This is a genomic window from Streptomyces sp. DSM 41931, from assembly GCF_050271085.1.
GTDB lineage: Bacteria > Actinomycetota > Actinomycetes > Streptomycetales > Streptomycetaceae > Streptomyces > Streptomyces albogriseolus.
The window spans coordinates 1,401,948-1,419,876 of sequence record NZ_CP189902.1 but is presented as its reverse complement, the minus strand read 5'-3'; the positions used below and the strand labels follow the sequence as shown (position 1 = coordinate 1,419,876).

The 17,929-nt window shown below is 72.1% G+C and carries 16 protein-coding genes; 5 read left to right on the top strand and 11 right to left on the bottom strand.

Features of this window, described 5'->3' with window-relative positions:
- Positions 1-105: 105 nt before the first annotated feature.
- The 6 genes from ACP7TJ_RS06785 to ACP7TJ_RS06760 all read right to left on the bottom strand — a co-directional run bounded on the left by ACP7TJ_RS06785 (position 106) and on the right by ACP7TJ_RS06760 (position 7,749).
- On the bottom strand, positions 106-918 hold the full coding sequence (locus ACP7TJ_RS06785; RefSeq protein WP_427762454.1) for an SURF1 family protein: 813 nt from the start codon (positions 916-918) through the stop codon (positions 106-108).
- A 79-nt stretch (positions 919-997) separates the two neighbouring features.
- Positions 998-1,981 (bottom strand): DEDDh family exonuclease, encoded by a 984-nt coding sequence (locus ACP7TJ_RS06780; RefSeq protein WP_093767653.1) that lies wholly within the window; start codon positions 1,979-1,981, stop codon positions 998-1,000.
- A 98-nt stretch (positions 1,982-2,079) separates the two neighbouring features.
- The gene (locus ACP7TJ_RS06775) at positions 2,080-3,066 is read right to left on the bottom strand and encodes a copper resistance D family protein (RefSeq protein WP_266404112.1); all 987 of its coding nucleotides are present in this window, start codon (positions 3,064-3,066) and stop codon (positions 2,080-2,082) included.
- Between the two features lie 99 nt (positions 3,067-3,165).
- Positions 3,166-4,524 (bottom strand): CoA transferase, encoded by a 1,359-nt coding sequence (locus ACP7TJ_RS06770; protein WP_427762451.1) that lies wholly within the window; start codon positions 4,522-4,524, stop codon positions 3,166-3,168.
- Positions 4,525-4,619: 95 nt separating this feature from the next.
- Positions 4,620-6,146, bottom strand: a complete 1,527-nt coding sequence (locus ACP7TJ_RS06765) for a S8 family peptidase (protein ID WP_093767655.1) — start codon at positions 6,144-6,146, stop codon at positions 4,620-4,622.
- 61 nt (positions 6,147-6,207) lie between these two features.
- Positions 6,208-7,749 carry a S8 family peptidase gene (locus tag ACP7TJ_RS06760; protein WP_266396056.1) on the bottom strand — a complete coding sequence of 514 codons (1,542 nt, stop codon included), beginning with the start codon at positions 7,747-7,749 and terminating at the stop codon, positions 6,208-6,210.
- Positions 7,750-8,016: 267 nt separating this feature from the next.
- Between ACP7TJ_RS06760 and ACP7TJ_RS06755 the strand changes: the two genes are divergently transcribed.
- From ACP7TJ_RS06755 to moaA, 3 genes are all read left to right on the top strand, one after another.
- On the top strand, positions 8,017-8,373 hold the full coding sequence (locus ACP7TJ_RS06755; RefSeq protein WP_093767657.1) for a DUF485 domain-containing protein: 357 nt from the start codon (positions 8,017-8,019) through the stop codon (positions 8,371-8,373).
- Positions 8,370-9,998 carry a solute symporter family protein gene (locus tag ACP7TJ_RS06750; RefSeq protein ID WP_093767658.1) on the top strand — a complete coding sequence of 543 codons (1,629 nt, stop codon included), beginning with the start codon at positions 8,370-8,372 and terminating at the stop codon, positions 9,996-9,998. The genes ACP7TJ_RS06755 and ACP7TJ_RS06750 overlap by 4 nt, the downstream gene beginning before the upstream one ends.
- 158 nt (positions 9,999-10,156) lie before the next feature.
- Positions 10,157-11,146, top strand: a complete 990-nt coding sequence (gene moaA / locus ACP7TJ_RS06745; RefSeq protein ID WP_093767659.1) for a GTP 3',8-cyclase MoaA — start codon at positions 10,157-10,159, stop codon at positions 11,144-11,146.
- 36 nt (positions 11,147-11,182) lie between these two features.
- On the opposite strand, the gene ACP7TJ_RS06740 is transcribed toward moaA, so the two are convergent.
- Both ACP7TJ_RS06740 and ACP7TJ_RS06735 read right to left on the bottom strand, forming a co-directional pair.
- The gene (locus tag ACP7TJ_RS06740) at positions 11,183-11,410 is read right to left on the bottom strand and encodes a hypothetical protein (RefSeq protein ID WP_093767660.1); all 228 of its coding nucleotides are present in this window, start codon (positions 11,408-11,410) and stop codon (positions 11,183-11,185) included.
- A gap of 242 nt (positions 11,411-11,652) precedes the next feature.
- Positions 11,653-12,048, bottom strand: a complete 396-nt coding sequence (locus ACP7TJ_RS06735) for a DUF3099 domain-containing protein (protein ID WP_093767661.1) — start codon at positions 12,046-12,048, stop codon at positions 11,653-11,655.
- A 245-nt stretch (positions 12,049-12,293) separates the two neighbouring features.
- On the opposite strand from ACP7TJ_RS06735, the gene ACP7TJ_RS06730 reads away from it, so the two are divergent.
- Positions 12,294-12,578, top strand: a complete 285-nt coding sequence (locus ACP7TJ_RS06730; RefSeq protein ID WP_093767662.1) for a GlsB/YeaQ/YmgE family stress response membrane protein — start codon at positions 12,294-12,296, stop codon at positions 12,576-12,578.
- A 71-nt stretch (positions 12,579-12,649) separates the two neighbouring features.
- On the opposite strand, the gene tyrS is transcribed toward ACP7TJ_RS06730, so the two are convergent.
- The 3 genes from tyrS to ACP7TJ_RS06715 all read right to left on the bottom strand — a co-directional run bounded on the left by tyrS (position 12,650) and on the right by ACP7TJ_RS06715 (position 16,908).
- The gene (tyrS, locus tag ACP7TJ_RS06725; RefSeq protein ID WP_167744906.1) at positions 12,650-13,918 is read right to left on the bottom strand and encodes a tyrosine--tRNA ligase; all 1,269 of its coding nucleotides are present in this window, start codon (positions 13,916-13,918) and stop codon (positions 12,650-12,652) included.
- A gap of 66 nt (positions 13,919-13,984) precedes the next feature.
- Complete coding sequence (locus ACP7TJ_RS06720) at positions 13,985-15,388, bottom strand: metallopeptidase TldD-related protein (RefSeq protein WP_266396049.1); 1,404 nt, start codon at positions 15,386-15,388, stop codon at positions 13,985-13,987.
- Positions 15,385-16,908, bottom strand: coding sequence for a TldD/PmbA family protein (locus tag ACP7TJ_RS06715; RefSeq protein WP_427762445.1), 1,524 nt, complete (start codon positions 16,906-16,908; stop codon positions 15,385-15,387). The genes ACP7TJ_RS06720 and ACP7TJ_RS06715 overlap by 4 nt, the downstream gene beginning before the upstream one ends.
- A 313-nt stretch (positions 16,909-17,221) precedes the next feature.
- Here ACP7TJ_RS06715 and fabG point away from each other — a divergent pair, with 313 nt between their 5' ends.
- Positions 17,222-17,926, top strand: a complete 705-nt coding sequence (gene fabG / locus ACP7TJ_RS06710; protein WP_024887148.1) for a 3-oxoacyl-[acyl-carrier-protein] reductase — start codon at positions 17,222-17,224, stop codon at positions 17,924-17,926.
- Positions 17,927-17,929 lie beyond the last annotated feature (3 nt).

Below are 17,929 nucleotides of genomic sequence, written 5' to 3'. Positions count from 1 at the left end.
CCGGCCAGTTCCGTGTCCGGAACACCTCGGCAACACGCCCGACCGGTGCGCCACTCTCGCACAGAAGCCGGCGAACGGGGAGAAGGGGGAGGCGGAGGAGTGCGGTCAGACGGCCGCGGACTCGGAGCGGGCGCCGCCGGGCGCCCCGGCGTCCGTGCCCTCGCCCGCCTTCGCCGCCCGCTCGCGCGCCTCGCGGCGGGCCAGCACGGCCCAGCCGACCGGGACGGCGGCGGCGAACAGCCACCACTGGACCGCGTACGCGTAGTTCAGCGCCGCGTTCTCCTTGCCCGGGTTGCCGAGCTGCTGGGGGAGGCCGCTCGCGGGCTCGGGCGCGGTCTGCGCCACGTAGCCGCCGAGCACGTCGGCGTCCAGCCGCTCCGCCTCCCGCTCGCTGTTGATCAGCATGATCTGCCGGTCCGGCAGGCCTTCGAGGTCCTTGATGCCGCTGGCCTCGGTCGTCTCGTCCGGCATCAGCCGGCCGGTGATCGTGGTCTCGCCGCGCGGCGGCGCGGGCACCTTCGGGAACTCGGTCTGGCTCGGGCCGTCGGCGGGGATCCAGCCGCGGTTGACCAGCAGCACCTTGCCGTCGTCCAGGACGAAGGGGGTCAGGACGTGGAAGCCGATCTCCTCGTCGGCGTTGGTGCGGCGGCGCACCACGACCTCGGCGTCCGTGTCGAAGCGGCCCGTGGCGGTCACCGTGCGGTACCGCTCGGCGCGGGTCACCGCGTGGCCCGGAGCCGCGAGCCGCTCCACCGGCACCGGGTCGGCGGTCAGCGCGTCGGTCACCAGCTGGTTACGCGCCGAGCGCTCCTCGTAGCGGTTCATCTGCCAGATGCCCAGCGCGATCATCGTGGGGACGAGAAGCAGGGCGACCAGCGTGAGGGTCACCCATTGCCGGGACAGCAGGAAGCGGTACACCCCATGAAGGTACAACCCGGGCGCGAGGTGCTCCGCGCCGGGTACGTCCCCGCGCGTCCTCCCGCGCCCGGGAGGGCGGTCAGGCCTCCGAGGCGGGCTCCACGTCGGCGAGGAGCTGGCCGAAGGCGGCCTCGTCGACCACCGGCGTGCCGTACTGGCGGGCCTTGACCGTCTTCGACGTGCCCGAGTCCGGGTCGTTGGTCACCAGGAGGCTGGTGAGCCGGGACAGGCTCGTCGCCACGTGCAGTCCCGCCTCGGTCGCCCGGTCCTCCAGGAGGTCACGCTCGGTGGACGTGTCCCCGGAGAACGCCACCCGCATGCCCTGCTTGAGACGTTTGCCCGGTTCGTACCGGCCCGGGTTGGGATAGGGGCATGCGGGTCTTTTGCGGGAGGGGCGCCAACTGGAGGGCGTCCGCCCGCCGTAGGACGCCTGCTGCCCGATGCGCGGCCGGTCCGACCACTCGGTGAGCGGCCGGCACTCGTGCAGCGGCAGCCGTACGCCGCCCGCCGCCGCGGCCCGCAGACTGGGCCGGAACGCCTCCGCCAGCACACGCGCGTCGTCCAGCGCGTGGTGCGCCCGGCGCTGCACCACGCCGAAGTGCGCCGCGAGCGACTCCAGCTTGTGGTTGGGCAGCGGCAGCCCCAGCTCCTTGGACAGGGCGATGGTGCACAGCCGTTGCCTCACCGGGGCCTCGCTGCGCGCGCGGGCGTACTCGCGGGCGATCATCTGCCAGTCGAACACCGCGTTGTGCGCCACCAGGACGCGGTCCTCCAGGCGCGCCGCGAACTCCGCCGCGACGTCCGCGAAGAGGGGCGCGCCCTCGAGCATCTCGCTCGTCAGCCCGTGTATCCACACCGGGCCCGGGTCGCGCTCCGGATTGACCACCGTGTACCAGTGGTCCTCGACCTCGCCGCGCGCGTCCAGCCGGTAGACGGCCGCGGAGATGATGCGGTCGTCCCGGGCCAGCCCCGTCGTCTCCACGTCGACGACCGCGTATCCCTGCGGATACGCGGCCGGCCACGCGGTGGGGGAGGCGGCTGCGGCGGTGAGGTCTTCGAGCATGGTTCATGAGGATACGGGCCGCTACCGACAGGCCTGTCCGTCAGGTGCCCCCTGCGGCGCGTCCGTTCACGACGCGCGCGTGACGGCGCGCGGGGCGGTCACCAGCGGATCGGCACCGGCAGCGCGGTCAGCAGTCCCGACACCGCGACCACCAGGGCGAGTAGGCACACCTCCGCCCGCGCGGGTGAACGCGCGGTCAGCGGGTCGGCCGCGCGCGCCAGCCGCACCCGCGCCCACAGGGCGAGCGCGGAGGCACCGGCCATGAGGACCACCTTGGCGAGCAGCACCCTCCCGTACGCGGTGTCCGTCAGCTGCGTCAGGATCGTCCCGGACGGCATCCGGCGCAGTGAACTGCACACCCCCGTCGCGGTGATGGCGGCGAGCAGGACGAGCGCCACGCGCGCGTAGCGGCCCAGCAGCGCCGCGCCCGCCTCGGCGTGCCCCCACAGCCGCAGCGTGCGCAGGACGTGCGGCAGGCCGCCCACCCACAGCGACGCGCACGTCAGGTGCACCAGCGTCAGCCCCGAGCCGACGAGCGGGCCGTACTCCGTCGTCGGGTGCGCGCGCAGCGCCTCGGCGACGACGACCGCCGCCAGCGGCAGCACCTGGGTGACGGGACGGCGGGACGCGGAGCAGAGGGCCGCCGCGAGGAAGCCGTTGACCTCCAGCAGGGCGAGCTTGCCGTCCCGTGTCTCGTAGAGGCCGCCCAGGTCCATGTCGGCGGGGCTCGCGGGCAGGAGGTTGCCGGTCGCCACCACGGAGGCGAGTCCGAGGGCGGCCACGAAACCGACGGAGTTGGCGACGGTCGACCAACTGCGCGGCAGGGCGGACGGGGCGCCGGGGAGTCCACGCGCCAGCCGCACGGCGAACAGCTCGCCCACGGGCACGGCCAGCGCGGCGAACAGCACCGTGCGCAGCAGGGCTATGCCCCCGGTCCCGGGCGCGTCCGCCTCCCCGGTGCCGTGCAGCGCGGGCGACGGCCCGAGCAGGGGTATCAGCGCACCGAGGGCCACCAGGACGAGCACGGCCACGGCCCGCCGCCGGCCGCCGCGCGTACGGGGCGCCCGGTCCCTGGATTTCGTCAGAGTCACCCCAGGATCTTCACAAGATCGCACAGAGCGGGGCAAGTGCGGGACGGTATGCGGACTTTGTCCCCTCCCTCTTCGCGGAGGCGGGCGTGCCGCTCACTCCCACCGCGCCGCGTCCGCCCCCCACGCCCCCGGTGGCCGCGCCCAGTCACGTGGCCCGCCCTCGAAGTCCACCGGGGGCAGGGCGTACCGCAACCGCCCCAGTGGGCTGTTCCGTTCCGCGAGCCACGGCGTGGCGGGCACCTCGCCGCCGTGGGCGGCGGAACCGTTCGCCCCCGCCCGCACCTCGGCCGCCGTGCGGGCCAGAGCCACCCGCACGAGCCTGCCGCCACCCGCGTCCGCCTGGTCCGACAGGGCCCGCAGCACCCCCGCCGCGAGCAGGTACCCCGTGCCGTGGTCCAGGGCCTGGGCGGGCAGCGCGCCGGGGCGGCCGTGGTCTCCCTCGATGTGGGCGATGCCCGTCGCCACCTGGACCAGGCTGTCGAAGCCGCGCCGTGCCGCCCACGGCCCGGCGGCGCCCCACGCCGACAGCTGTGCCACGACGACCCCCGGCCGTCGCCCGGCCAGAGCCTCCGCGCTCAGCCCGAAGCGGTCCAGAGAGCCGGGACGGTACCCGGTGACGACCACGTCCGCCCGCGCCAGCAGCTCCTCGAACACCTCCCGCCCGGAGGCCAGATCCACCAGCGCCGACCGTTTCCCGAAGCCGGTGTCGGTGTGCTGGTCGGGCAGTTCGGGCAGGCCCGGCGGGTCCAGCCGCAGCACGTCCGCGCCGAGCAGGGCGAGCGTGCGGGTGGCGACCGGCCCGGCGATGACCCGGGTGAGGTCCAGCACCCGCAGCCCCGCGGCGGGCAGCAGCGGATCCCCGCCCGCCGCCGTGAACTCCCGCGCGGGCGCGGCGTCCAGCCGTACCCGCTCCACCAGCGGCAGCCGCGCCGCCGCCGCCTGCCCGTGCGCCGCCCACTCCTCGGGCGTGCGCAGGGCGACGGCCAGACCGCCGGCCGCGGTGACCGTCTCCTCCACCTCCCGCGCGGACCTCCGCGCGAGCACCGCGGCCACCGCGTCCGGGTCCTCCGGCGCGCCGAGCGCGGTGAGGAGCCGCGCCCGGTGGTGCGGATAGTTGGCGTGGGTGCGCACCCAGCCGTCCGCCGTGCGCCAGAACCGGGACAGCGGGGCGAAGCTCTCGGCGGCCCGCCCGTCGGTCCGCAGGTGACGCTCGCTCACGAACGCGGTGGCCACCGCCCCGTCGTCCACCCGCACGGCCGGGACCACGCCGCCGCCCGTGCGCCGTGCCGCGAGCTCGGCGGCGGCCAGCGCGCACACGCCGACGCACGCCCCCGCGAACTCCCGCACCGGCAGCCGCGACGGCAGCACGCCGGGCCGCTCGACGGCGGACACCCGCGACAGAAGGGCGGGATCCCCGCCGAGACCTGACCAGAAGGACGCGAGAGGAGTCATGGCCCTACTGTGCGGCATCGTCCGGCCGGACAGACGGGAGGGGCCGGGCGCATGCGCCCGGCCCCTCCTTGGAACGCCCTACGGAGCGACGACGACTACCGCGTCACCGCGTCCAGCGCGTCGGCCATGCCCCAGCCGTAGAAGCCGTTGCGGTTCTTCGGGCCCTCGCACACCGCGTCGGCCTTGCCGTCGTTGTCGATGTCGTACGGCTTGGTGCAGGCGGTGGCGTCGGCCTGCGTGTACAGCAGGGCCTTCACCAGCGCCGGCGGCGCGTACGGGTGCTGCGACTTGATCAGCGCGGCGACGCCCGCGACGTGCGGGGACGCCATCGACGTACCGGCCATGTAGCCCCAGCGGCCGCCGGGCAGCGTGCCCAGGATCAGACCGCTGGTGGCGGGCGGCGCGGGCGTCTGATAGGCCGTCGAGTCCCCACCGGGCGCGGCGATGTCGATGACGCCCCGGCCGTAGTTGGAGAACGACGACTTCAGCCCCTTGGCGCCGGTCGACGCGACCGTCACCACACCCGGCAGCTGGGTCGGGATGTCGAGGCACTCGGCCGGGTCGATCACACGGTCCGACGGGGTGCCGTCGTTGGGGGAGACCGGGTCGGTGATCTCGTCGGCGGCGAGGTCGTAGTTCTCGTTGCCGGCCGCGGCCACGTTGACCGCGCCCTTGCGCTCCGCGTACCGCGTGGCCCGGGAGACCGCCTCGACGAGCGCCTTCTGGTCCGGGTCGTCCGTGCAGTTGAAGTACCAGGGGTCGGTGTAATAGCTGTTGTTGGTGACGTCGACCCCGTGCTCGGCCGCCCACATGAAGCCGCACACCACGGCCTCGGTGTAGAAGTAGCCGTCCGGGTTGGACACCTTGATGCCGGAGACCTTCACCCCGGGAGCGACACCGGTCATGCCGACGCCGTTCTTCGCGGCGGCGATCTCACCGGCGACGTGCGTGCCGTGCGGGCTCTCGGCCGCGCCCGGACGCCACGCGCCCTCGCTGGTGTCGGGCTTGCCCGCCACGCAGTTCACCGACGCGGCCCGGTCGAAGTTGGGCGCGATGTCGGGGTGGGTGTCGTCGACGCCCGTGTCGATGACGGCGACGGTCACCTCGGAGCTGCCCAGCGACGTCTCGTGCGCCTTGTCCGCCTTGATGGCGGGCAGGTCCCACTGGAGGTTCTGCAGCGGGTCCTGGTCCGCGGCGGCCTCCTCCGCCGCCTCGGCGACCTCGGCGGCGCTGAGCACCTTCGGGGAGCCCAGGTCCGTCGTGACCGCCGACGGCAGCGGCGCGTTGCGGGTGGCGCCGGCCGACTGCACCCCCGGCACCGTGCGGATCGTCTGCGCGAAGTCGGCGTTCGACGAGTGGACGACGATCACGCCGATCTTCTCGTACGACGTCACGATCGTCCCGCCGGCCGTGGCGATCGCCTTCTTCACATGTGCCGGCGCGCCGTGCCCGCCCTGCACGTTGACCACGTAGCTCAGCGAGGCGGCGTCCGCGGAGGCGGCCCCCTGGTGGGCGGGGGCGGCCGTGGCGGCCGTGTTCGGCAGGAACGCGAGCGCGGTCGCCAGGGCCATGCCGGCCGGGACGACCAGCGCCCGGCGGTGGCGCGGGTGAGACGCTGTCATGAAGTCTCCAGTTCGTTCACTTCGACGTGCGGACGGTACGGCGGATGTGCGGGTCCCCGGCTCACTTGACGGCGCGCAGCGCGTCGACGATGCCGTGACCGTAGAAGCCGTTGACCAGCCGGCCGCCCTCGCATGTCGCGTCCTGCGTTCCGTCACCGTTCTGGTCGTACGACGCGGGGCAGCCCGGGTTGTTCGCCTGCGCCTTGAGCAGCGCCTGCAGGGCCGCCGGGGGCAGCCACGGGTGCTTGGACTTCAGCAGCGCCGCGACGCCGGCCGCGTGCGGCGAGGCCATCGAGGTGCCCTGCAGCCAGGCGTACTCGCCGTTGGGCATCGTGGACAGGATGCGGCCGTCCTTCGACGGGGTGTCCGGCAGCTGGTAGCGGCGGTCGCCGCCCGGCGCGGCCACGTCGACGACGCCCTGGCCGTACGAGGAGTAGTACGACTTGAGGTTCTCGGAGCCCGTCGCGCTGACCGTGACGACGCCGGGGAGCTGCGTGGGCAGGTCGAAGCACTCGCTCGGGTCGATGGTGCGCGGCACCGGAGTGGTGTCGTTCGGGCTGGACGCGTCCTCGATGGCGTCGGACGCCAGGTCGTGGTTGGAGTTGCCCGCCGAGGCGAGGTGCAGGGTGCCCTTGCGCTGGGCGTACAGCTGGGCCCGGTTGACCGCGTCGACGATGGCCCGCTGGTCCGGGTCGTCCATGCAGTTGTACATCCACGGGTCGACGTAGTAGCTGTTGTTCGTGATCTCCACGCCGTGGTCGGCGGCGAACACGAACGCGCAGACGACGGCCTCCGCGTAGAACAGCCCGCTGGCGGGGTCGGTGACGTTGATCGCCGAGACCTTCACACCGGGCGCGACGCCGGCGACGCCGACGCCGTTGCGGGCGGCGGCGATCTCACCGGCCACGTGCGTGCCGTGGTAGTCGCCCGCGGTGTACGGCCGCCAGGCGCCCGGGGTGGTGTCCGGGGTGCCGCCGAAGCAGTTGGCGGACTGGGACGCCGAGAAGTTCGGGGCGAGGTCCGGGTGGGTGTCGTCGACGCCGGTGTCGATGACGGCGACCGTGACGTTCCCGCTGCCCGGGTTGATCTTCGCGGCCTTGTCGGCGCCGATGGCGCGCAGGTCCCACTGGTCGGCCTCGAGCGGCTCGCTGCCCGGCGTCTCCGCCGACGCGGCCTTCAGCTTCGCGGCGTCGGCGGCCGTCAGGTACTCGGCGGAGCCCGCGTCCGTCGTCCCGGCCGGGGCCAGCGGGGCGGTGCGGGTGGCGCCGGCCGACTGCACGCCGGGCACCTCGCGGAGGGTCTTCGCGAAGTCGCCGTTCGCGGAGCGGACGACGATGACGCCGATCTTCTCGTACGCGATGACGACCTCGCCGTCCGCCGCGGCGATCGCCCGCTTCACCTTGGCGATCGTCCGGTGGTCCGCCTTGGTGTTGACGACGTACATGAGGACGGGCGCGTCCGCCGCCTGCTCCTCCGTGGCCGTGGCCGTGGCCGTGGCCGGCGCGGCCGAGGCCGCCGCGGGCAGGAAGCCGAGCGAGGCGGTCAGTGACAGCACGACGGGCACGGCGAGGGCGAGCCGGCGTCTGGAACGCAGATGAGCCATGGGGTCTCCACATCATCCGGAAACGAAACCGGCCCGAGACAGGGGTGGCTGCCCGGGCAGGTACATGACGGGTGGTGCAGGGTGAAGCTATCCCGCCCGTCCGCTGGCCAGCAATGATTTGCGGGCAACGTCTTCGGAAAACGTCCACGGAAAAGAACCGTGCCGAGTTGAACCGGTCCTCGCGTGGCGCCGTGCCCTTGGGCAGGAAGCGCGAGGACACTCGCCTTTCGCCGACGCAAGAACCGACCCGCACCGCGAGGAGACCCCGTGGCCGCCGAAGCACCGCCCCCCTCGACAGAGAAAGCCCAACTCCCCACGCCGGAGGAGTTCACCGAGGTTCAGGAGAGCGCTGAGTTCGGTGAACTACGCCGCTCCTACCGCTCATTCGCCTTCCCGCTGACCATCGGCTTCATCGTCTGGTACCTGCTGTACGTGCTGCTGTCCAACTACGCGGGCGGCTTCATGGGCGCCAAGGTGGTCGGCAACATCAACGTCGCCTTCGTCTTCGGCGTGCTGCAGTTCGTCAGCACCTTCCTCATCGCCTGGTGGTACTCCAAGCACGCCGCCGCCAAGCTCGACCCCAAGGCCGAGGCCATCAAGACCCGTATGGAGGGCGGCGCATGAGCCCCGCGATCACTCACATCACCCTTGCCGCCAACGAGGCCAGCGAACACCGGCCGCTGATCATCACGCTGTTCGCGCTGTTCGTGGTCGCCACCCTCGGCATCACCGTCTGGGCCGGCCGGCAGACCAAGGACGCCGCCGACTTCTACGCGGGCGGACGGCAGTTCAGCGCCTTCCAGAACGGACTCGCCGTCTCCGGCGACTACATGTCCGCCGCGTCCTTCCTCGGCATCGCCGGCGCCATCGCCCTCTTCGGTTACGACGGCTTCCTCTACTCCATCGGCTTCCTGGTCGCCTGGCTCGTCGCCCTGCTGCTCGTCGCCGAGCCGCTGCGCAACTCCGGCCGTTACACGATGGGCGACGTCCTCGCCTACCGCATGCGCCAGCGCCCGGTCCGCACCGCCGCCGGCACCTCCACGATCGTCGTGTCGATCTTCTACCTGCTGGCCCAGATGGCCGGCGCGGGCGTCCTGGTGTCGCTGCTGCTCGGCATCACCTCCGACGCCGGCAAGATCCTCATCGTCGCCCTCGTCGGCCTCCTGATGATCGTGTACGTCTCGATCGGCGGCATGAAGGGCACCACCTGGGTCCAGATGGTGAAGGCCGTGCTGCTCATCGGCGGCACGATCCTCATCACCTTCCTGGTGCTGCTGAAGTTCAACTTCAACATCTCCGACCTGCTGGGCAAGGCCGCCGAGAACAGCGGCAAGGGCGACGCCTTCCTGGAGCCCGGCCTCCAGTACGGCGCCGACAACCTCACCAAGCTGGACTTCCTCTCCCTGGGCATCGCCCTGGTGCTCGGCACCGCCGGCCTGCCGCACATCCTGATCCGCTTCTACACGGTGCCGAACGCCAAGGCCGCCCGTAAGTCCGTGAACTGGGCCATCGGCATCATCGGCGGCTTCTACCTGATGACCATCGCGCTGGGCTTCGGCGCGGCGGCACTCATCTCGCAGGACGAGATCATCGCGTCCAACCCGTCGGGCAACACGGCCGCGCCGCTGCTCGCCCTGCACATCGGCGGCGTCGACTCGGCCTGGGGCGCGATCCTCCTCGCCACCATCTCGGCGGTCGCGTTCGCCACCATCCTCGCCGTGGTCGCCGGACTCACCCTGGCCTCGTCGTCCTCCTTCGCGCACGACATCTACGCCAACGTCATCCGCAAGGGGAACGCCACCGAGAAGGAGGAGATGAAGGCGGCCCGCTGGGCGACCGTCCTCATCGGCATCGTCTCCATCGCGCTCGGCGCCCTCGCCCGCGACCTGAACGTGGCCGGCCTGGTCGCCCTGGCCTTCGCGGTCGCCGCCTCGGCCAACCTGCCGACCATCCTCTACAGCCTGTTCTGGAAGCGGTTCACCACCCAGGGCGCGCTGTGGTCGATCTACGGCGGTCTGATCGTCGCCGTCGGCCTGGTGCTGTTCTCGCCGGTCGTCTCCGGCGACCCGAAGGCGATGTTCCCGGACGTCGACTTCGCCTGGTTCCCGCTGAAGAACCCGGGCATCATCTCCATTCCGTTCGGCTTCCTGATGGGCTGGCTGGGCACCGTCCTGTCGAAGGAGGAGCCCGACACCAAGAAGTACGCGGAGCTGGAGGTCCGGTCCCTCACCGGCACCGGCGCCCACTGACGCGACCCCCGCGCGACGGCCGCGCCGTGGGGACCCTCGTAGGTCCCTACGACGCGGCCGTCGGCATATCGTCACATCACGTCGCTGGGTGATGTCGGCGGCGTCACGTACGCTCGCAAGTACCGGACACAGTGATCGGCGTACAGGGAGGGCCCTACGTGCTCATCGACACCTACGGCCGGGTGGCGACCGACCTGCGGGTCTCGCTGACCGACCGGTGCAACCTGCGCTGCACGTACTGCATGCCCGAGGAAGGGCTGCAGTGGCTGGCCAAGCCCGATCTGCTCACCGACGACGAGATCGTCCGGCTCATCGGCATCGCGGTCACCTCCCTGGGCATCGAGGAGGTGCGCTTCACCGGCGGCGAGCCCCTGCTCCGCCCCGGACTGGTCGGCATCGTCGAGCGGGTCGCCGCCCTCGAGCCCCGCCCCCAGATGTCCCTCACCACCAACGGCATCGGGCTGCGCCGTACGGCGAGCGCCCTGAAGGCGGCCGGCCTGGACCGGGTCAACGTCTCCCTCGACACGCTCCGCCCCGACGTCTTCAAGACCCTCACCCGCCGCGACCGCCACCAGGACGTCCTGGACGGCCTGGACGCGGCCCACGAGGCCGGCCTGACGCCCGTGAAGGTCAACTCGGTCCTGATGCCGGGGCTCAACGACGACGAGGCCCCCGACCTGCTCGCCTGGGCCGTGGAGCACGACTACGAGCTGCGGTTCATCGAGCAGATGCCGCTGGACGCCCAGCACGGCTGGAAGCGCGACGGCATGATCACCGCGGGGGACATCCTCGCCTCCCTGCGCACCCGGTTCGAGCTGACCCCCGAGGGCGAGGAGAAGCGCGGCTCCGCCCCCGCCGAGCGCTGGCTGGTCGACGGCGGCCCGCACCGGGTCGGCGTCATCGCCTCCGTCACCCGGCCCTTCTGCGCCGCCTGCGACCGCACCCGCCTCACCGCCGACGGACAGGTCCGCACCTGTCTGTTCGCCACCGAGGAGACCGACCTGCGGGCGGCCCTGCGCTCCGGCGCGGACGACGAGGAGATCGCCCGCATCTGGAAGCTCGCCATGTGGGGCAAGAAGGCGGGCGCGGGCCTGGACGACCCGTCCTTCGTCCAGCCGGACCGCCCGATGTCCGCCATCGGCGGCTGAGCGGACGGCCGGCCGGGAGAGATTCCGGCCGCGGGCTCAGGCCCCCTCCGGGGCCTGCCACTCCTCGAAGCGCACCACGTCCTTCAGGAAGCCGCGCACCCCGAGGAACTGCGCCAGGTGCTCCCGGTGCTCCTCGCAGGCCAGCCATGTCTTGCGCCGCTCCGGCGTATGGATCTTGGGGTTGTTCCAGGCCAGCACCCACTCGGCGGGGGCGCGGCAGCCCTTCGCGGAGCAGATGGGCGTCTCGGGGTCAGGGTTGATCACCGTCCGACCCTAACCCGTCCCCGAAGGGCCGTTCCGCCACGGGAAAAGGCGACGCCGAGCAGCCACGGGGGGAGCTGCCCGGCGTCGGTCCGTCGCTCCGACGGGGGATGCGGAGCGCGTACGAAGTATGTCACGGGTCACCCCGCCCCCGGCACCGAAAGAACAGGATTGATCTGAGGTTTCTTTGAGCTTGGCCGGGAAGTGACTTCCCCTCCCGGCGTCCCGCGCTCATCCTCCGCTGCTCAGGAGCGCCCCGGATCCTCGGATCGTGCGCCCGGCGCCGTCTGCGACGGCACTTCTTCCGCATCCGGTTCCGCGGGACCGTCGTTCGTCCGCGGCGGTGCGATCATCTGTTTCATCGGGGTCGTGACGAAGGTCGACGGCAAGGACGGCGCGTTCTCCCGTCCCGCGTTGGCGATCACCACGGCGATGTACGGCAGGACCGCCCCGAGCACCAGCGCCACGATCGCGACATGCCGCTCCACGTTCCACAGGGTGGCCGCCAGGATGACCGAGATCGTGCGAACGGTCATCGAGATCACATACCGGCGCTGCCGCCCCCGCACGTCATCCTGCAGGCTCGCCCGGGCGCCCGTGATCCGGAACACCTGAGCGCCGCCGCCACGCTGCTTCCGCATCACATTCCACCATCCGCCCGCATCGGACCTTTTCCCTTACCCGGCGACCAGTGTCCCGCTCTGCGGCGTCTGGTCCGGACAACGCCAACGGTACGCCGCGACCCGCACGGTCACGAGAGCAGGTCACCCCGCTCCGGGCCGGCCCGGCCGCGCCGCCCCGCGTACGGCATGTCCGACATGCGGCGTACCGCGGCCGGGCCGACACTTGCCGTAATGCTCGCGCCAAGTAGTACGAGGAGGCAGCCATGGGCTGGTTGTGGGCGATCATCGTGGGATTCGTGCTCGGCCTGCTCGCCAAGGCGTTGATCCCCGGCAAGCAGCACCTCCCGCTCTGGCTGGCCACCATCTGCGGCATGATCGGCGCCGTGATCGGCAACGCCATGGCGGCGGGTTTCGGGATCGAGGAAACCCCGGGTTTCGACTGGGGGCGGCACATCTTCCAGCTGGGCGCGGCCATCGTCATCGTCCTGCTCGGGGAGATGATCTACACCTCCTTGAAGCGCGGGAAGTCCGAGCGCCGACGGGTCTGACCCGGCCCCGGGGACGGCGAAGGGGCGGTTCCCGGTCCGCGGCCGGGCCCCGCCCCTCACACGCCGCCGGCTCAGCCGGCCGCGACCTCCACGGCCGCCAGGTTCTTCTTGCCGCGGCGCAGCACCAGCCAGCGCCCGTGCAGCAGGTCCTCCTTCGCGGGGACGGCGTCCTCGGCGGCGACCTTGACGTTGTTCACGTAGGCGCCGCCCTCCTTCACCGTGCGCCGTGCGGCCGACTTGCTGGGCGCCAGGCCGACCTCGGCGAACAGGTCCACCACCGGACCGAGCTCGGTCACCTTCACGTGCGGCACCTCGGAGAGCGCCGCCGCCAGCGTGCGCTCGTCCAGCTCACCCAGCTCGCCCTGGCCGAACAGGGCCTTCGACGCGGCGATCACGGCGGCCGTCTGGCCGGCGCCGTGCACCAGCGTCGTCAGCTCCTCCGCCAGCGCCCGCTGCGCCGCCCGGGCCTGCGGACGCTCCGCCGTCTGCCGCTCCAGCTCCTCCAGCTCCTCACGGGACCTGAAGGACAGGATCCGCATGTACCCCGAGATGTCCCGGTCGTCCACGTTCAGCCAGAACTGGTAGAACGCGTACGGCGTGGTCATCTCCGGGTCCAGCCAGACGGCCCCGCCCTCGGTCTTGCCGAACTTGGTGCCGTCCGCCTTCGTCATCAGCGGCGTCGCGTAGGCGTGGACCTCGGCGTCCGGCTCCAGCCGGTGGATCAGGTCGAGTCCGGCCGTGAGGTTGCCCCACTGGTCGCTGCCGCCCTGCTGCAGGACGCAGCCGTAGCGGCGGTACAGCTGGAGGAAGTCCATCGCCTGGAGCAGCTGGTAGCTGAACTCCGTGTAGCTGATGCCCTCGGAGGACTCCAGACGCCGGGCGACGGAGTCCTTCGTCAGCATCTTGTTGACCCGGAAGTGCTTGCCGATGTCCCGCAGGAACTCGATCGCGGACAGGTTCGCCGTCCAGTCGAGGTTGTTGACCATGACGGCCGCGTTCTCGCCCTCGAAGGACAGGAACGGCTCGATCTGGCCGCGCAGCCGCTCCACCCAGCCCGCGACCGTCTCCGGCGAGTTCAGCGTGCGCTCGGCCGTCGGCCGGGGGTCGCCGATCTGCCCGGTCGCGCCGCCGACCAGCGCCAGCGGCCGGTGACCGGCCTGCTGGAGCCGGCGCACGGTGAGCACCTGCACCAGATGCCCCACGTGCAGCGACGGCGCTGTCGGGTCGAAGCCGCAATAGAACGTGACGGGACCGTCCGCGAGCGCCTTGCGCAAAGCGTCCTCGTCAGTGGACTGGGCGAACAGCCCGCGCCACTTCAGCTCGTCGACGATGTCCGTCACGGTTCTCGTGTCTCCTCGGTGATCCTCGGCCGTACGGGCGACGGCCTGCTGCGAACGTCTACGAGGTTATACGCCCCGGCTGACCGAGCTCATATGGAAATCGGGGATGCGCAGCGCGGGCATCGCGGCCCGGGTGAACCAGTCGCTCCACTCCCGGGGCAGCGTCTTCTCCGTACGGCCCGCCTCGGTTGCCCGGCCCAGCAGGTCCACCGGCGACTCGTTGAACCGGAAGTTGTTCACCTCACCCGTCACCTCGCCGTTCTCCACCAGGTAGACGCCGTCCCGGGTCAGCCCGGTGAGCAGCAGCGTCGCCGGGTCCACCTCGCGGATGTACCACAGGCAGGTCAGCAGCAGGCAGGGCCCGCGATGGTCCGTGGCCGCGACCATCTCCTCCAGCGAGCGGTCCTCGCCGCCGTCCAGGATCAGGTTGTCGACGGCGGGCGCGGTCGGCAGGCCGGTCAGGCCCGCGCTGTGCCGGCTGGTGGTCAGCCGGTGCAGCTCGCCCTCGCGCACCCAGTCCGTCGCCGACAGCGGCAGCCCGTTGTCGAACACCGACTGGTCGCCGCCGGAGGAGTGCGCGATCACGAACGGCGCCGACTCGAGACCCGGCTCGTTCGGGTCGCTGCGCAGCGTCAGCGGCAGCTCGGTCAGCCGCTCGCCGACGCGGGTGCCGCCGCCCGGCTCGGAGAACACCGTGCGGCCCTCCGCCGCGTCCCGCCCGGACGCCGACCAGAGCTGGTAGATCAGCAGGTCCGCCACCGCGGTGGGCGGCAGCAGCGTCTCGTAGCGGCCCGCCGGCAGGTCGAGGCGGCGTTCCGCCCAGCCCAGCCGCACCGCCAGCTCGGAGTCCAGCGCGCCCGGGTCGACGTCCTTGAAGTCGCGGGTCGAGCGGCCCGCCCACGCCGACCGGGTGCGGTCCGGGGACTTGGCGTTGATCTCCAGCGTGCCGTTGGGCTGGTCGTGCCGCAGCCGCAGCCCCGTCGACGTGCCCAGGTACGTGGACACCATCTCGTGGTTCGCGAAGCCGTACAGCTCCCGGCCGCCGGCCCGTGCCCGGGCGAACGCCTCGCCCAGCGCCGGGGCGAAGTCGGCGAACACCGCGGAGGTCGTCTCGGCGGGCGCCTCGGTGAACTCGGGCGACGGGTCCACCCCCGTGACCAGCGGCTGCGCGTCCTCGGCCGGCCCGGCGCCGCGCGCGGCGGCCTCGGCGGCCCGCACCAGCGGCTCCAGCTCGTCCAGGGTCACCGCGGACCGGGACACCACCCCGGACGCCGTGCCCTGGGCGCCGTCCACCGTGGCGATCACGGTGAGGGTGCGCCCCCGGGTGACCCCGTTCGTGGTGAGCGCGTTGCCCGCCCAGCGGAGGTTGGCGGAGGAGTGCTCGTCGGCGATCACGACACAGCCGTCGGACCGGGACAGCTCCAGCGCCCGCTCGACGATCTCGTGCGGCTTGGTGGTGCGCGCGCTCATCGCCCGGCCTCCTGCGTGGTGTTGAGGATGTTGACTCCCTTGAACAGGGCGGACGGGCAGCCGTGGGAGACCGCCGCGACCTGGCCCGGCTGGGCCTTGCCGCAGTTGAAGGCGCCGCCCAGGACGTACGTCTGCGGACCGCCTACGGCGGCCATGGAGCCCCAGAAGTCGGTGGTCGTCGCCTGGTAGGCGACGTCCCGGAGCTGTCCGGCGAGCCGCCCGTTCTCGATGCGGTAGAACCGCTGGCCGGTGAACTGGAAGTTGTAGCGCTGCATGTCGATGCTCCACGAACGGTCGCCGACCACGTAGATGCCCCGGTCGACGCCCCCGATCAGGTCCTCCGTGGACATCCCCGCCGGATCCGGCCGCAGCGACACGTTGGCCATGCGCTGCACCGGCACATGCCCGGGGGAGTCGGCGAACGCGCACCCGTTGGACCGCTCGAACCCGGTGAGCTTCGCGATCCGCCGGTCCAGCTGGTAGCCGACCAGCGTCCCGTCCTTCACCAGGTCCCAGGACTGCGCCTCGACACCCTCGTCGTCGTAGCCGACGGTCGCGAGGCCGTGCTCGGCGGTGCGGTCACCGGTGACGTTCATCAGCTCGGAGCCGTACCGCAGCTTGCCGAGCTGGTCGAAGGTGGCGAACGAGGTGCCCGCGTAGGCGGCCTCGTAGCCGAGGGCGCGGTCCAGCTCGGTGGCGTGCCCGATCGACTCGTGGATGGTGAGCCACAGGTTGGACGGGTCCACCACCAGGTCGTACAGCCCCGGCTCGACGCTCGGCGCGCGCATCTTCTCGGCAAGCAGCTCGGGGATCCGCGCCAGCTCGTCGTCCCAGTCCCAGCCGGTGCCCGTCAGATACTCCCAGCCGCGGCCGGCCGGCGGTGCGAGGGTGCGCATCGAGTCGAACTCGCCGCTGGAATCGTCGACGGACACCGCCGTCAGCACCGGGTGCAGCCGGACGCGCTGCTGCGTGGTCACGGTCCCGGCGGTGTCCGCGTAGAACTTGTTCTCGTGCACGGTGAGCAGTGAGGCGTCCACGTGGTCCACGCCGTTCGCCGCGAGGAGCCGCCCGCTCCACTCGGCCAGCAGCCCGGCCTTCTCCTCGTCGGGCACGGTGAACGGGTCGATCCCGTACGACGACACCCAGGTCTTCTCGGCGTGCACCGGCTCGTCGGCCAGCTCCACACGCTCCTGGCTGCCGGCCGCCTTGATCACCTGCGCGGACAGCTTCGCCATCGCCACCGCCTGGGAGGCGACCTTCGCGGCGGCGTCGAGGGTGAGGTCCACCCCGGACGCGAAGCCCCAGGCGCCGCCGTGCACCACCCGGACCGCGTACCCCAGGTCGGTGGTGTCCGACGAACCGGCGGGCCTGGCGTCCCTCAGCCGCCAGGAGGCGCTGCGCACCCGCTCCAGACGGAAGTCCGCGTGCTCCGCCCCGAGCGCCCGCGCCCGGGCGAGCGCGGCATCGGCGAGGGGGCGTAGCGGCAGGGCTGTGAAGGCTTCGTCAATGCTATGAGACACCTACGTCTCTTCCTGTCGGGTTCGAATCGTTCGGTTGTCGCTGCGTCGAGTCGGCGCTGCGGCGCATCATGTCGCGCCGGGCCGGACCGGGACCACACCTTTGCGGCGAGCCTCGCCGTATTCGCGTCACCGGGCAGGTGACCGCCGTCGCCCGGCCGGGTTCTTTCTGTAGGGACCCGACAGAGCCGCTCCCCGGCCACTGTCGGTGCCCCGATGTCCCGAGGCGGACCGGGACCGATAGGTTTTCGGTGCAGCCGCCTGTCGTCACGGTGTCCGGGCGGGTGGACCAGACCGCTATCGAAGGGGTGATCCGTTGAGCCGCTCGGTTCTCGTCACCGGAGGCAACCGGGGCATCGGCCTCGCCATCGCCCGCGCGTTCGCCGACGCCGGCGACAAGGTCGCCATCACGTACCGCTCGGGGGAGCCCCCGGCCGGTTTCCTCGCCGTCCGGTGCGACATCACCGACGCCGAGCAGGTGGAGCAGGCCTACAAGGAGATCGAGGAGGCGCACGGTCCCGTCGAGGTGCTCGTGGCCAACGCCGGGATCACCCGGGACCAGCTCCTGATGCGCATGTCCGAGGAGGACTTCACGTCCGTCCTCGAGACCAACCTCACCGGCACCTTCCGCGTCGTCAAGCGCGCCAACCGCGGCATGCTGCGCGCCCGCAAGGGACGCGTCGTGCTGATCTCCTCGGTCGTCGGGCTGCTCGGCTCCGCGGGGCAGGCCAACTACGCCGCCTCCAAGGCCGGCCTGGTGGGCTTCGCGCGGTCCCTCGCCCGCGAGCTGGGCTCGCGCAACATCACCTTCAACGTCGTCGCGCCCGGATTCGTCGACACCGACATGACCCGGGAGCTCACCGAGGAGCAGCAGGCGAAGATCCTCGCCCAGGTGCCGCTCGCCCGGTACGCGAAGACCGAGGAGATCGCCGCCGCGGTGCGCTTCCTCGCCTCGGACGACGCCTCGTACATCACTGGAGCCGTCATTCCCGTTGACGGCGGACTGGGAATGGGTCACTGACAC

Bases quoted from the DNA above. Each gene is read 5' to 3' on its own strand.
- ACP7TJ_RS06780 (WP_093767653.1), bottom strand. From the start codon at position 1,981: ATGCTCGAAGACCTCACCGCCGCAGCCGCCTCCCCCACCGCGTGGCCG.
- ACP7TJ_RS06770 (WP_427762451.1), bottom strand. From the start codon at position 4,524: ATGACTCCTCTCGCGTCCTTCTGGTCAGGTCTCGGCGGGGATCCCGCC.
- ACP7TJ_RS06765 (WP_093767655.1), bottom strand. From the start codon at position 6,146: ATGACAGCGTCTCACCCGCGCCACCGCCGGGCGCTGGTCGTCCCGGCC.
- ACP7TJ_RS06760 (WP_266396056.1), bottom strand. From the start codon at position 7,749: ATGGCTCATCTGCGTTCCAGACGCCGGCTCGCCCTCGCCGTGCCCGTC.
- ACP7TJ_RS06750 (WP_093767658.1), top strand. From the start codon at position 8,370: ATGAGCCCCGCGATCACTCACATCACCCTTGCCGCCAACGAGGCCAGC.
- ACP7TJ_RS06735 (WP_093767661.1), bottom strand. From the start codon at position 12,048: ATGCGGAAGCAGCGTGGCGGCGGCGCTCAGGTGTTCCGGATCACGGGC.
- ACP7TJ_RS06730 (WP_093767662.1), top strand. From the start codon at position 12,294: ATGGGCTGGTTGTGGGCGATCATCGTGGGATTCGTGCTCGGCCTGCTC.
- ACP7TJ_RS06720 (WP_266396049.1), bottom strand. From the start codon at position 15,388: ATGAGCGCGCGCACCACCAAGCCGCACGAGATCGTCGAGCGGGCGCTG.